At 55.1% G+C, this 15,551-nt stretch carries 6 protein-coding genes; 2 read left to right on the forward strand and 4 right to left on the reverse strand.

The annotated features are described in order from the left end of the window. Positions 1–140: 140 nt before the first annotated feature. Positions 141–2,057, forward strand: coding sequence for a tetratricopeptide repeat protein (locus IPJ96_12025; GenBank protein MBK7911057.1), 1,917 nt, complete (start codon positions 141–143; stop codon positions 2,055–2,057). Here the strand turns inward: IPJ96_12025 and IPJ96_12030 are convergent, their stop codons facing one another. Next, a complete protein-coding gene (locus tag IPJ96_12030; GenBank protein ID MBK7911058.1) occupies positions 2,058–2,675 on the reverse strand; it encodes an HD domain-containing protein in 618 nt (205 codons plus the stop codon). A gap of 53 nt (positions 2,676–2,728) precedes the next feature. Between IPJ96_12030 and IPJ96_12035 the strand changes: the two genes are divergently transcribed. Further along, on the forward strand, positions 2,729–4,030 hold the full coding sequence (locus IPJ96_12035) for a cyclic nucleotide-binding domain-containing protein (GenBank protein MBK7911059.1): 1,302 nt from the start codon (positions 2,729–2,731) through the stop codon (positions 4,028–4,030). Between the two features lie 68 nt (positions 4,031–4,098). Here the strand turns inward: IPJ96_12035 and IPJ96_12040 are convergent, their stop codons facing one another. The 3 genes from IPJ96_12040 to IPJ96_12050 all read right to left on the reverse strand — a co-directional run bounded on the left by IPJ96_12040 (position 4,099) and on the right by IPJ96_12050 (position 15,519). Then, positions 4,099–14,385, reverse strand: a complete 10,287-nt coding sequence (locus IPJ96_12040) for a PKD domain-containing protein (GenBank protein MBK7911060.1) — start codon at positions 14,383–14,385, stop codon at positions 4,099–4,101. Between the two features lie 41 nt (positions 14,386–14,426). Then, the gene (locus IPJ96_12045) at positions 14,427–14,624 is read right to left on the reverse strand and encodes a transposase (protein MBK7911061.1); all 198 of its coding nucleotides are present in this window, start codon (positions 14,622–14,624) and stop codon (positions 14,427–14,429) included. 139 nt (positions 14,625–14,763) lie between these two features. Continuing rightward, the gene (locus IPJ96_12050; protein ID MBK7911062.1) at positions 14,764–15,519 is read right to left on the reverse strand and encodes a response regulator transcription factor; all 756 of its coding nucleotides are present in this window, start codon (positions 15,517–15,519) and stop codon (positions 14,764–14,766) included. Between the last annotated feature and the right edge of the window lie 32 nt (positions 15,520–15,551).

The following is a 15,551-nucleotide window of genomic DNA, read 5'->3' on the forward strand; positions in this document are numbered from 1 at the left end:
TCAGCGACAACATTTTTCCAATGCAAAAGGCCGTCCCGCAAGACGGCCTTTTGCATTGGAAATACAGTCTAAACACCGGTTTCAATCGCTGAAGCTTTCATTGAAATTGATTAAATTGTCCCATCATTCGCCGGTACTTCATGAAGTGTTCGCACTACCTTTTATTCATCGTCCTGCTGCTCACGCATCCCCTTTTTGCACAGGATCCCGTAGCCGACAGCCTTAAGAACGCCTTGGCAACTGCGCCAGCGGACACCAATCGTGTGAACCTGCTTTTCACCCTGGCCAAGTCGAGTATGGCTACTTCGCCAACGGAAGCCCTCGACTACAGCGAACAAATGCTCAAACTTTCGGAGCAACTGAAATTCAGCAAAGGTGTCGCGCAAGGTTACAAATGGCTCGGTATCGCCAAATTCAATCTGGGGAATTACTTCGACGCCATCCAGAATTATGAAAAAGCACAAGCCGTCTTTGATTCCATCGGTGACCGGCGCGGCGTTGCCAACATGTACAGCAACATCGGCAATGTCTATTACAACCAGGGTGAAGACTCGAAAGCCCTGGAATACTTCCTGCAATCACTCAAGATCTCGGAAGAGATCAACGACACCCTGCGGACCACGACCGCGCTGATCAACATCGGTGCCGTGTTCGCAAACAAGTCCATCACCTATCCTCAGGCACTGAAATACCTCGGACGGGCATTACCATTGAGCCTAGCAATCGACGACCTTACCACCTACGGAACCGCCTGCGTCAACATCGGCGAGATCTGGCTGAACAGCAATGAATACGATTCCGCCCAGGTGTACTTCGAAAAAGCCGCGAAGGCCTATGATGGAACCGAGGATCTGCCTTATGCCCTGAACGACCTGGGCAAGGTCTACCAGATGCGCCAGGAATACGACGCGGCCTACCGCTACCAAAAGCAGGCCTACGACATCGCCAAGAGTCTCGACCTGCGGAACGACATGGCCATCTCGATGCTCGGCATCGCCAAGACACTTCAACTGCGGGGCGAAACCCGTACCGCCCTTAACGCCTACCTTGAAGCGGAATCCCTGGCCAAGGAGACGAATTCCAACTACAGCCTCAAAGAGATCTACGAAGGCCTTTCCGGAGTCTATGCGAGACTGGGAGATTTCACCAAGGCCTTCAAGTATCAGAACCTTTTGATCGGAGTCAAGGATACGCTGTACAACATCGACACCGACAAAAAGCTCCAGGGTCTTACATTCAACTTCGAGATCGAGAAGAAACAAGGACAGATCGACCTGCTGACGAAAGATCAGAAACTCCAACAGGCGGAAATACGGCGCCAGCGCCTGGTCAAGAATGGCTTCATCGGCGGTTTCGCCGTTGTCCTGCTCTTCGCTGGTGTGTTCTTCAGCCAGCGGAACCGCATCTCACGGGAGAAGAAACGCAGCGATGAACTGCTGCTCAACATTCTGCCGGAAGAAACCGCGGAAGAGCTCAAAGCGACCGGCACCGCCAAAGCACGCAACTTCGATTCGGTGACGGTCATGTTCACCGACTTCAAGAATTTCACCCAAGCCAGCGAACGGCTTAGTCCGGAGGAATTGGTTCGGGAGATCAACGATTGCTACAGCGAATTCGATCGCATCGTTTCCCGGTACGGTATCGAAAAGATCAAGACCATCGGCGACGCTTACATGTGCGCCGGGGGCTTGCCGGTTCCCAATGGTACGCATCCGGTCGACGTGATCAAGGCCGGTCTGGAATTCCAGGCATTCATCGAACAGAACAAGCAGAAGCGGATCAGCCAGGGGCTGCCCTATTTTGAATTACGCCTGGGGATCCATACCGGACCGGTTGTGGCCGGTATCGTAGGCATCAAGAAATTCGCGTATGATATCTGGGGCGACACCGTCAATACTGCTTCACGAATGGAAAGCAGCGGCGCCACCGGCAAGGTGAACATCAGCGGCACCACATACGAACTTGTCAAGGATCATTTCGATTGCACACCCCGCGGAAAGGTTGAAGCCAAGAACAAAGGCTGGATCGAGATGTACTTCGTGGAAGGTCTGAAGTGATCAGGCCCGGGCAGCGGAACGGGATCGTTCGTATTGAGCACGGAGTGACTCCAACTGTCGGTTCAGTCCCGCTTCGCGGGTTCGCTTGGCGGAGTCCGTGAAATACCGGTGCGCACCCAGGAATTTCACTTGAAGCTCGAGCCATTCGGCCTCGTTCCGTACCGTTCCGTCGTGCAGGAATTCCGCGTACATCCGGCTGGCTAGAGGGAAATAATCTTCCCGGCCGAGGTAATCCAGATCCGCATCGCACAGGATACGGTCGAACAGATCCTGTGGTTGTTGCGGCACCCGGGTTGCCGCGATCATCCGCTCGACCTTTCGGATCTGTTCTTCGTCGATATTCAACCGGGTCAGGTAATCACGTGCGATTCGCTGGCTGATGACTTCATGTTCTTTCCTGCCTTCCAGGTAGCCGGTATCGTGTAACAAGGCCGCGGTCCGGATCAGCAGGCGATCGGATTCGTCCAAACCTTCCATTCTGGACAGGCGTTCGGCAGCCTCAATCACATCGAGCGTATGCTCGGCGTTGTGATACCGATATTCCGGAGAGAGGTCGCGGCGCAGGCGACCAATCACCTCCGCTTCCAACGAGGCGTAGGTGAGGTTGTCGATCAACATCACCCCAATTTACGAAAATCCTATATATTTACCTTCGGCGACCCGATAATTGCATGTCCCTGAACAGCGTCCCCTACGAAAAAACCCTGCGCATCCTGCAGCAGGTGGAGCTGTTTGAGCACGTTCCTACGAATGTAATCGAGGAACTCTGTAAAAAGATGCTGATTTCCAGTTTCCGGGCGGAAGACCGGATCATCAACCAGGGCGATGAAGGAAACAGCATGTACGTTATCCTGTCGGGCAAGGTGCACATTCACGATGGCGACTTTGTCGTGGCCAGCCTGCACGAAGGCAGTTTTTTCGGTGAATTCTCGCTACTCGACGACGAACCCCGTTCACTTTCTGTTTCCGCCGCTACGCCCTGTGTGACCGGCACGATTCTGCAAAACGACTTTTACCGCATCATCAACAAATACCCGGACGTTACCAAGGACATCATCAAGGTGATGCTGAAACGTCTGCGCGGTCAGAATACCACCATCATTGCGCAACTCCGTTCCCGCCAGCGCGAGCTGGAAAACATGGTACGCGAGCGGACAGCGGATATCCAAAAGAAAAACGAAGACCTCGAAAAAGCCATCGCGGAACTGAAGGTAACCCAGGAACAACTGATCCAGCAGGAGAAACTGGCTTCACTCGGCCAACTCACTGCCGGAATCGCTCACGAGATCAAGAATCCGCTGAACTTCGTGAACAATTTCTCGGTACTGACAAACGACCTGATCAAGGAACTGCACGAATGCGAGGATCCGGAAGAACGCGAAGCGATCTTTTCCGACATCCAGCAGAACCTCGAGAAGATCCGCTTCCACGGCCACCGCGCGGACTCCATCGTCTCGAGCATGCTGGACCATGCCCGCTCCAGCAGCCGGTCGCGCGAACTGATTCACCTCGATCAGCTGTGCGACGAGTACCTCAACCTCGCCTTCCACGGAATGCGAGCGAATGTTCCCGATTTCAACTGCACACTCGAGAAGAATTACGAGCCCAACATTCCGGAAACCACCTGCATACCACAGGATATCGCACGGGTGTTCCTGAACCTGTTCAACAACGCCTTTTACGCAGTCAAAGGCCGGCACCTGCCCAAGGTGAGCGTGCACGTCCGCACGCTTTTCATGCCGGGTAAAAAGGAAATCGAAATCCGTATCCGCGACAACGGAAGCGGCATCCCGGAAGATAAACTGAACAAGATTTTTCAACCCTTTTTTACCACAAAACCTGCCGGACAGGGCACCGGATTGGGACTAAGCATCAGCCACGATATCATGACCGCCCACGGCGGCAGCATCCGTGTCGAGAGCAAGGAGAATGAATACACCGAATTCGTTCTCAACCTTCCCGTTACCAATTAAAAAAGCCGCCGGAATCATCCGACGGCTTTGTCCACGTCCCTGCCGGCAAACAACCGGCACTAAGGGCTTCAAGGTTGTATGGTGAACAGGAATAGCATCATGTTGTTCTCGACGATGGAATAATCGGTCGCTTCGACCAAAAGGTCACCGGTCAGGTCAGTCGGCACATAGCCGAAGACGAAATTCAGTGCCGCGTTTTCAACCGCTGTATAATCCGAGGCCTCGATCAACTGATCCTGATTCACATCACCGCTCCAGAGCGCGAATCGACCGTTACCCAGTTCGCGCAGGTTAGCCCCGTACGCGCTGCCGGCCGAACTGGAGAAGTCATAGGACATGACCGACTGCACGGTCAGCGGTACCGCGCTCCAGGTTTCCAGGCTGTTACGATGACGCACCCGGATGTAACACCGTTCGCCGATCAGCAGGCTGTCGGACCAGGATACCGCAACTGAACCGTCATCCTGAACGATCCCCACACCTTCCAATCCAACCAGACCACTGGCGGAATCAACCAACGCGATGTTGATGGAATCCACATCCGCCGGATTCGTTGAGGTACCGTTGAGGAAGAGACAACCGCCCGAACCACCGTTGCCCATCGGTGCCGCAACGGTACCCGATAAGGTAAAGCCCTCGATCAGGATATCCAGGTGCAGATCGATCGGACAGAAAGAACGCCGCACCACGACCGAAAGCGTGGTCGAACATCCGTTCGCATCGGTGACGGTCAACGTATAGAGTCCGGCTGCCAATCCTGCAATGGAAGGCGTGGTGGCTCCATTGCTCCAGGCATACGTATAAGGTGGCGAACCACCGCTCACCGTGCTGGAAGCTGTACCGTCGTTGATACCCAGACACCCCACAGGTGTGGAGCTAAGCGTCACCAACGGACCTCCACCCGTAACGGGTGGCAGGAATACATTGCAACAGATCATATCACCATAGTCGTTCGTGATGCAAACTGTATAGGTGCCGGGAGGCACCGCGACACAACTCGAACCTGCTCCGATCGGGACGCCGGTCCAGAAATATCCCGTCACATTCCCCCGGTAACATTGCAGGTCGATGCAAATTGATCCAAGCCCTGTCGCGCAGCTGACCGGCGAAATGGAGGGCAAAACCGCTGGCACACGGAACCCGTAGTGGTGTTGACTTCCGTCACAGCCAACGATCGTAAAGGTGAGTGAATCACAGGCATTCGCGCCCTCGAAGAACGGTTCAGTGCTGTTATTCTGCCAGTGATAAGAATAATTGCCGCATCCGTTTCCGTTGATCACCGCTGTTACCATGCTGCCGCAGTTGGAGAAATTGAAACTGACGGAAGGCGGAACAAATCCGGCATCCGACAAGGTGTAGCAACAGGTGAATTGCTCTCCGTCACGATTGGTAACGGTTACACAATACGTTCCCGCACCCAGTCCTGCTATGCAGGAAGTCGTGGCTCCGTTGCTCCAGGAGTAGAAATACGGTTGCGGTCCGAAGCAACCCTCGATGCAGATACTGCCGTTGTTCAGACAACAATGCGGTTGGACCGCTACGAAATCAAAGCGCGGAACCGTGATCGTTTTCGTGACACTGCAACCACGGGCATCGGTGATGGTCACTGTACGCATAACACAACGCTCCTCCAGGGCAATGCACTGATCCGTAGTAGGGCCATTGCCCCAATCGAAGGTGTAAGGAGCACATCCGCCCTCCACTGCCACACAAACCGAATCTCCGCACTGCGAAAAATTCAGGATGGCCGTCAACGGACCGCTGGCCAAGGGGACGGTCACACTCTGCTGCGTGAAATTGCCACAGGCATCCTGAACATAGATGATATAGTTACCTGCCCGCAGGTTGCAGAAGATGTTGGAATCCGGCGTCTGCGCGATGCTGTACGATAAGAGCGGGTTGCACGGATCGAAATAGGAATAACTGAACAGGAGACAACAACCCGTGAACGTGGCATGTATGCAACCGTCGTTGAAGCAATTGTCGGGATCGACGCTGACGATGGTAATGGTCGGTGGCGGAGGCGGCGGAACATTGTTACAGTTGCATGCTGCCGTATCGCAACCGCCACACTGGATGACCGTGATCGCGTTCGTCACCGTAGTCGAGCAACCGTTGGTATCGACAAAAGTGTAGCTGACGAGGAATGAACCGATACCCGGTGGGGTGAAGACATTCGCGAAAATGCCCGGACCGGTGAAGTACCCGGTTCCGGCAGCGAGGTTCGCCGGAATCCAGGCATTTCCCTGCCAAACCAGGATCGAAGAATCACTCAATGCCTGCGGGCCCGCATCAACGCAGATGGAAGACAGGAAACAAGGCCATTGCAGGATCGGCACGGGGTTCACGGTTACACAGACAGTATCCGTATCTGAGCAACAACCGTTCGAGCACACCAGAACATAACAGGTGCTCTGCATCGGGAAGAGGTCGATGATTGGCCCCTGCCCTACTGGTTGCAATTCACCTTCGAAGATCTCGAACCAGGTCGTCGAATCACAGCCTGCCGTTTGCAAGGTGAGTGGTTGACCGGCGCAGATCACCTGGTCAGGTCCCGCATTGGCGTCACAGGTATCCAGACAACAGGCGATTACATTGATATACTTCGTAATCGACGCACTGCAACCGAGGCTGTCGGTATAGGTGAAAACAACCGGGTTGGAGCCCAATTGGTTCGGGAAGAAATAGTTCCCGACCACATTCACACCGGAGAAACTCCAGGTTCCCGGCGCGTTCGCCAACGGCACCCAGGAATTGTTGATATAAACCGTCACCAGCGCGGTATCCAGGTAAATGGAATCGCTGAATTGACATACCGGTGCCAGGCTGAACGGCCACTGGATCTGGGGTGGAGGATTCACCGTCAGACAAACCGTATCCGTATCAACACAACACCCCTCGTAACACACCAGGACATAGCAGGTGTTCTGCATCGGGAATACATCCACGATCGGAGTATTGCCGACTAATACCAGGGAATCGCCGGAGATCGCGTACCACTTGGACGAATCGCAGCCGGCCGTCTGGAGGATGAACGGCTGACCAAGGCAGACAACATGATCCGGGCCGGCATCCGCCTCGCAGGTATCCGGGCAACAGTAGATCACACTGAAATACTCGGTAAGCGAAGCACTGCAACCCAGGCTGTCGGTGTAGGTAAAGGTGACGGCATTCGGACCAAGTTGGTTCGGATAGAAGTAGTTTCCGATAACATTCACCCCGGAGAAACTCCAGGTACCCGGCGCGTTCGCCAACGGCACCCAGGCATTGTTGATGTATACCGTGATCTGAGCGGTATCCAGGAGGATGGAATCAGCGAACTGGCAGACCGGTGTGTAAGCGAAAGCCCATTGGATCTGCGGCGGCGGGTTGACCGTCAGACAAACCGTATCGGTATCGACACAACAACCCTCGTAGCAGACCAGGACATAGCAGGTATTCTGCATCGGGAATACATCCACAATCGGAGTATTGCCGACCAAAACCAGCGAATCGCCGGAGATCGCGTACCATTTCGAGGAATCACAGCCGGCCGTCTGCAGAATGAACGGCTGACCAAGGCAGACAACATGATCCGGGCCGGCATCCGCCTCGCAGGTATCGGGACAACAGTAGATCACGCTGAAATACTTGGTAAGCGACGCGCTGCAACCCAGGCTGTCGGTGTAGGTAAAGGTCACGGCATTCAGTCCAAGCTGATTCGGATAGAAGTAGTTCCCTACTACGTTCACACCCGAGAAACTCCAGGTTCCCGGCGCATTCGCCAAGGGTACCCAGGTATTGTTGATGTATACCGTGATCTGTGCGGTATCCAGGAGAATGGAATCAGCGAATTGGCAGACCGGCGTGTAGGCGAACGCCCATTGAATCTGGGGCGGTGGGTTGACCGTCAGACAGACAGTATCCGTATCAACACAGCAGTCTTCATAGCACACCAGGACATAGCAGGTATTCTGCATCGGAAACACGTCCACAGATGGCGTATTTCCGACCAGAACCAGGGAATCGCCGGAGATCGCGTACCATTTGGACGAATCACAGCCGGCCGTCTGTAGGATGAACGGCTGACCAAGGCAGACAACATGATCCGGGCCGGCATCCGCCTCGCAGGTATCGGGACAACAGAAAATCACGCCGATGTACTTGGTCAGGCTCGCGCTGCAGCCGGCAGAATCCGTATAGGTCAACGTGACAGCATTCGGCCCGAGCAGGTTCGGGTAGAAATAATTTCCGATCACATTGGCGCCGCTGAATACCCAGGTGCCACCTGCGTTGGCGAGCGGGATCCAATTGTTGTTCACAAATACCGAAACATTCGCCGTATCAAGGTAGATCGAATCACTTCCCAGACATACGGGGGTGAACGGAAGATTCCATTGCAGTTGCGGGAGCGGCCGCACGTTGACACAAACCGTATCGGTATCACAACAACAAGCCTGGTAGCCGCAACAGGTAACGACATAGCAGGTATTTTGCAAGGGCATGACATCGATGAACGGCCCGTTGTTCAACGGGATCAAAGAATCACCGGAGATCTGCGACCAGGTCGGTGTACCCGTACAACCGCTTACGTGCAGGGTGACAACCGAACCGACACAAATCGTAGTATCCGGACCTGCATCGATATCGGGCACATCCGAATTGAGACAGATATTGTCGAGCGCGCTCGCTTCATCCGGCGCGGCATTGTAATCCGCGGGGAAGATCACTTCCGTAACGTTCGACAAGACGGTTGTCCAGTCGGTCGGCAAGGTCGCTCCTACCGGCGTCCAGGCTCCGCCGGGTCCGGCAGGAGCAGGATTGCAATCCGTGATCGGCGCACAGACCGAATGCCAGCCGTTGTTCTGATTGGCATTGATCGTAGAAGTAAAGGTGAAACCGAGCGTGCCGCTCATGATGGTAACGGAAGGATTCACGTTACCACCCACTCCGCCGTCGTTCAACAACCGGAAATCAAAACAGAAACTTCCGCAACACCATTTCCCGTCGAACAGATAACTGCCCAACACACCCGAAGCGCCGGGCTGGTCCTGTACGAACAGATAATAATCACCCGGCCCGCCCTGCGAATTGACATTCGAAGTGGAGACGATCACATTCGATGCATTCGGATCAGGCCCGAAATCGTTCAGCAGGTTATCGTCGAAATTCTCACAGGTATCGAGACAGGTAAACAGGTCCGGAGCCGGACAACAATCTTCAAAGTGAATATTGAGCGTATCCGTAGTATCCGCGCAACCCCATTGGTTAGTAGCCACCAGGTTGAACTGTCCGCCCGGAGGAAGCACGGTCAGATTCTGGCTGTTGCTGTAGTATACGAACATGTTCGGGACGAAGATCTGCCAGGTGTAGGTTGCCATGCCGGCGGGACCGGGAATCGTAACCGAATCACACTCGTTGCAGAATTCATAACATCCGGTTGGCGCGCAACTCAGATCCGGACGCGGATGAATGGTCAGGATGTTGCTGTTGGCTTTACAACCGAATGAGTTGGTGACCATTACCCAATAGTCGCCCACCAAAGCAGCATTGATACTCAAGCCCAGTTGTCCGGTACTCCAGTTATAAGTGTGCCCTGCGCCTGCAGGATTGGTTACAAAGAGATTGAACAAGCTGCCCTCACACAGGATACCGCCGGGATTCGATTGAATGACCGGAGCAACCGGACTCGGATTCACGACTACATTCACCGATCGTGTGGTCGTACAACCGTTCGGGCTGGTGATGGTCACCGTATACACTCCCGCATCCGACAATTGCATGTTCGGTTGGTACATCGGGTTGGCACCGCTGACGAAATTCGGACCTACCCAACTGTAGGTGGCACCTGCTATCTGGGTGGCCAATAAACTGAGGCCCTTCCCGCTGCAAACAATGGTATCGCCGGTGATCGTGATCGCCGGCAAGGGATTGACCGTCACCGTTACCGGAGCAATGTTGGGATAGGAACATCCGTTCACCGTCTGAGCGATTACGGAATAGGTGCCACTCTGCGTAACCCAGATGAACGAATTGGTATTCGACGGGGGCGACAAAGGCGGGGTGGGCGACTTTGACCAGAGGTAACTGCCGGCGGCAGGAACAACCTGCAATTTCACCGAGTCGCCTTCGCAGAAGGTCAACGGACCTGAAGCCACGATCACCGCGGAAGATGGAACCGGATCCACCGTTACTGAGATCGTATCCGTAGCCGTACAACCATTCGCTGCTGTCAGCGTAACCTGATAAGTGAAGGTGCCCGCAGTGTTCGCGGGAATCGTCAGGTTGGGATTGGTACCGAGCACCGGTCCCGACGGATACAGGTTCCACGAAACAGTAACACCCGCCGTGCTGGTCTTCAGATCGAGGTTTTCACCCTGACAATACTGCGTTTTACCGGAGATGGACGCGTTCGGCGATTTCTTTACCGTCAGCGGACCGACCGTGGCTTTGTACGGACAACCGAAAGAAGGATTGTAACCGGTAACCGAATAGTAGCCGTTTTGCTTTACGTAGAATGGATTATCCGGTACCGGTTGACTGACAACGTTCGACCAGGTGAACGGTCCTACTCCGGATGCGGTGAGTTGAATGGAATCACAGAAGGTGTTGTTGATCGTGATCGTACCCGTACCCGCCGCGTTGATGGTGATCGGTCCGGTCGTCGAACTGCTGCAACCGTATTGGTCACCGACCGTCAGCTTGTACGTGAAGCTTCCCGCTGCCGGGTAGGTGAACTGCGGATTCTGCAAGTTGGACAAGTTGATACCGTTGTTGTAAAAATCCCAGGTCCAGGAAGTAGGCGCTGCAAACGAAGCGTCAGAGAAGTTCACCGGCGTACCCGCACAAAACGGCGGAGTTGCCGGCGGATTCGCGGCCGCCGTGACGGGTACGGGCACATTGACCGCAACGGTCAGCGTACAAGTGGCCAGGGTCCCACCCGGATCGCTGATGATCAGGGTGATGTTGTGCGGACCGGCGGCGAACAACTGATTCGCTGGAGAGTGGACCGAACTGAACGGCGTTCCGTTTCCGTCGAGGTACCAGTTCCAACTATAGGATGCCGCGCTGTTCAGATACAACGAAGTATTGTTGATGATTGTCTGCATCTGCCCCAGGCCGTTACACTGGTAGGTCACATTGAAGGCAGCGTCGAATGGAATCGTAACCGGATGCGTTCGTGCAATGGACGTGGTACACGGTTGCCCCATCGCATCCATACCAATGGCGAATCCCTGCACAGTCACATTGTAAACACCGGGTGTCGGGAAGGTATGGGTGATCGGACTGATCGGCCCGGCATTGCTGCCGTCTCCGAAATCCCAGCCGGTGAAATTGCCACTGTAGATCTTCGTGAATGTCGTGGTAAGACACAAAGGCGGCACCGAAGTGAAATCAATACTGTCGTTCACGACGCATACGCCCGGAATCGAATTGCAGACACCGCCGTTGATGGTTTTCGATCCGGTGTTGGTACACCCGAACGCGTTGGTGACGGTAACGGAATAGGTCGTCGGACCCGTCAGGGTTTGCGTGATCGACGCGGTCGTAGCGCCGGTGCTCCAGAGATAGGTATAACCACCGGTATTGATCGTATTGAAGGTGACACTGGCTGGGAAATTACAGATCTCATTCGCCGTCACGTTCACCAGTGGTAAGGGATTGATCGTAAACGTCACGTTCGTATTGGCCGTACAACCGTTCGCGTCAATGATCGAAAGACTCGCGCCGAAATTGCCGGTAGCATTGTAGGTCACCACCGGCGCTGCCTGGTTGGTGAGATTCACATTTCCCGCACCCGGGAAACTCCAGTTGTAGGTCACCCCGCCCGCTCCCGTAAAGGTCAAGGGCGCACCGATACACAGAGGGGATGGAATACCGATCGAGGCGGTAGGCAGCGCGTTGACCACTACATTCATTGGAGTAACTGGTCCCGGCGGACAACTCGACTGCACCGCCAGCGACACGGTTCCAGAGCCCGGCGAATTCCATTTCACCGTGATCGTGTTGGTCCCCTGGCCTGCCTGTAGCACCCCCGGTGCCGTGACAGTCCAGACGTAATTGGCGCCAGGAAATACCGGCTGCGTGAACGTATAAGTAACCGTACTGCCCGAACAAACCGAAGCCGGACCGGTAATCACCGGCAACTGCGGTATGTCATCGACTTGGATGGTCGTGAAGGCCGTGTCTGAACATCCGTTCGCGTTCGTCACGGCAAGGAATACATTGAAATTACCTGCGGTTACATACGTATGCGAGGCATTCTGCGTATTGGCGGTTCCCGCGTCACCGAAGTTCCAATTCCAAACCGGTCCCGGACTCGAAGTGGAGAAGTTCACCAGGCTGTTCTTGCAGACCGTAGCGGGCGCCACGATGTTCGGCACCGGCGGCAAGCCCAGCAAATTCACCGGGAACATCACCGAGTCGGCATAGCACCGCTCGATTTTCAACTTCACGAAGATCGGTCCGTTCGATGCGTCGATCCATCGGATCGTGATCTGGTTCGTCCCGTTCGCCGACAAGATATTCCCGGCAGTAGAGGGAACCACGGACCAGGTGTACGTACCGTTGCTGATCAGGGAGGGCGGTATCGAATAAACGATCGTGCTCTTCACACAGGCGATCGGTACACTCGGTGTGATGGTCGGCAGACTGAAGGGCGGCCAGACATAAACGCTGAACGTGGCCGATGCAGGACTGGTACATCCCGGAGGATTGGTCAGCGTCTGCGATACGTTTACACTACCGCCTCCCGCGTTCCACTGGATCATCACGCTGTTCCCGTTCGCGGGGCCGATGATCGTTCCGTTCGTCACGGTCCAGTTGTACGTGACACCGTTCATATTCGGAACGGTGTTGTACAGATACGAGACACCCGGACAAACGGTATCCGGCCCGCTGATCGCGGCCGGTGCGATCATGTCGAGTACGGTCACGGCCTTGAAGGCGGAGTCGTTACAGTAGACTCCCGCCGGCGCATAGGCCGTCACGTAGTACGAGCCGGGGCCGGCATTCCAGGTGTATGCATTGAAGGCCGCCGTGGTAGCGAAGTTGAGAATCGAAGGTACCGGCGTCTGTACCTTCCAACTCGTGGCAGGCTCGATGGTGTTGGTCGTGAGGTTCATGCCGTTGAAGGGCGAACTCGTCACGTTCGGGCAAACCGTAGCAGGACCCGATATCCCGAAGATGGGCTTCACATGAATGGTGATGGAAGCAGTACCGCCGCAGTTGTGGTCATCGCGACAGTTGCCCGGCAGATTACAACCCGATCCGGTGAGGATGTTCTGGTAGTTCAGGGTCAAGGTCACTGTTCCGGCAAATCCCGGCGCCCACTGGATCGTCAGGCAACAGGTCCCCTGCCCGCTGATGGTCCCGGCGTTTGCCGGCATCAGTTCCCAGTTGTGAATATTACCCGGGATGCATTCGACACAATACGTCGAGGTGGAACCGGAACAGACGATCGTATCACCCGCGATCGGTAATGTCGCGGGAACGATGCTGACGGTCTTGATCGTCGGGTTCGGGCAGTTGAGCGGCGGTGTACAACCACTGACGCTGAGCGAGATCGTACCCGAGGGACCACTGCCCCAGATCACCGTACAGGAATCCGATGTGGGAGGCGGTGGTGTCAGGAAGGTGCCGCCCGTCACCGTCCAGGTATAATTCGTACACACCGCGCTGGTGTGATAGGTAACCGTGTCGCCCGGACACTGTACCGAAATGCAGGTGATATCCGGACCCGAAGCCGAATCCACCACCACCATGAAGGCCGTATCGTGCGGTGAACCGCAATCGTCGTAGACCGTCAGAGTATCGTAATACGTTCCGGGCGGATAATGCCAGGCCGGTTCGGTATGCGTCGCGTTGCTGCTGTAATAACCATTCCCGAAGTTCCACAACAAACCACTGATACCGGTGGAGTTGTCGTTGAAGGTGATCGATTGTCCGTTACAGATGTTGATCACGCCACCGACGATCGGCGGACTGGTGGTAAAACTGATCGTATACGAGGATGGTGGATTGCGCACTACGTTCATCGTGCAGGAATCCAGTCGTCCGGGAGGAGCCCATACATACCAGGTCACGACCGTGGTACCGACCGGATACACGCCCGGCGCATTGCTCCAGATGGAATCGAACTGGCAATCGGGTCCATTGCCGATCACCGGTCCCGCCGGTGCGTAGGCGGGTGGCAGCAATTGCACCATCGAATCCGGCAGGTTGAAACAGATGGTCGTATCCCGGCATTTCAACACGCAGGGAAAACTCTGCCCCTGCGCGGTCGCCCGCTCCGTCTGGCCAAACAGAAACAGGCAGAAAAGCAGACCCGAAAGGAGTCGCGTCAACGGGCGATGTGCAAGCGTAAAGGTGGTCATGATGTGCGTGTGTTTCGTTGGACAGTTAACTTGACTCCGGGTCATTTTTGTAAATGCTCTCCGGTCATGGGTATTCCTGACTCGCGCCCGTTCAGGGAAGCAGCGCTCTCGTTCATCCAGGACTTGAGCAACCGGACTTCAATATCATATTTCCGGGCAATTTCGCTTAACGACAACCGGCCTTGCACGTGTTCCGCAAGTACCTGTTGCTTGAAGGCGTCACTGAATTTCCGGCGCATGGAGCTGGTGTTTGCCTCGGCAAATGCCCGATTATGTTGGAAAAATGGAAACTTTTGGCAGATTGAATGCACCGGATTAACCCGCGGCGGGTAAATGCAACAACTGGCTGATCAGGTTTAACCCCCGGCAGATCCGGCATCAGGCTTTCCCGCCCGCGTAACTCATACGCTCCAGGAATTCGTCCTTTTTTCTGCGGGAGATTTCGACCCTCGACCCGTCGGCCATCTCGACAAAATAGCCGTCGACCCGACTGAAATTCCGGACATGCCGCAGATTGATCAGGTGGGAATGGTGCGCGCGAAAAAAACCCTGCTCGCTCAGGAGTTGCTCATACACTTTGATGTTACGCGTACCGGTGTACTTTCCTTGCAAGGTATAGACATGCGTGTAGGTACCGTCCGCTTCCAACCGTACGATCTCTTCCGGGGCAAGAAACGCGATGCCGTCACGGATCGGGATCGCCAGTTTGCGGATACCGGCCTGCCCCAGACTCTCCAACAAGTGCTGGTGCTGCGGTGCACTGGATTGCGAACGCTCTTCCATGGCCTTACGCACCGCCTCGACCAGGTCGTCGGTGTCGACCGGCTTCAACAAGTAATCGATCGCCGAAAAACGGATCGCCTTGATCGCATAATGCGAATGCGCGGTAACGAAGATGACCCGGAAATTCCGCTCCCCGGCTCGTCGCAGAAAATCAAAACCGGTGCCACCCGGCATCTCCACATCCAAAAAGACGAGCTCCGGCTCCAGACGCTCCAATGCTTCCAAGGCCCCCTCCACCGAGTCCGCCTCGCCGACTACCTGTACGTCCGGACAATAAAGCTCCAACAGCTTCCGCAACGAATCGCGGTTCTTCTGTTCGTCGTCAACCAGCAGTGCCGAAAGAGTGCCCATGTACTAGCAAGGTAAGGAATCGGCGCGAGAAA

It is taken from the genome of Bacteroidota bacterium (genome assembly GCA_016713765.1).
GTDB lineage: Bacteria > Bacteroidota > Bacteroidia > AKYH767-A > 2013-40CM-41-45 > Pollutiaquabacter > Pollutiaquabacter aromativorans.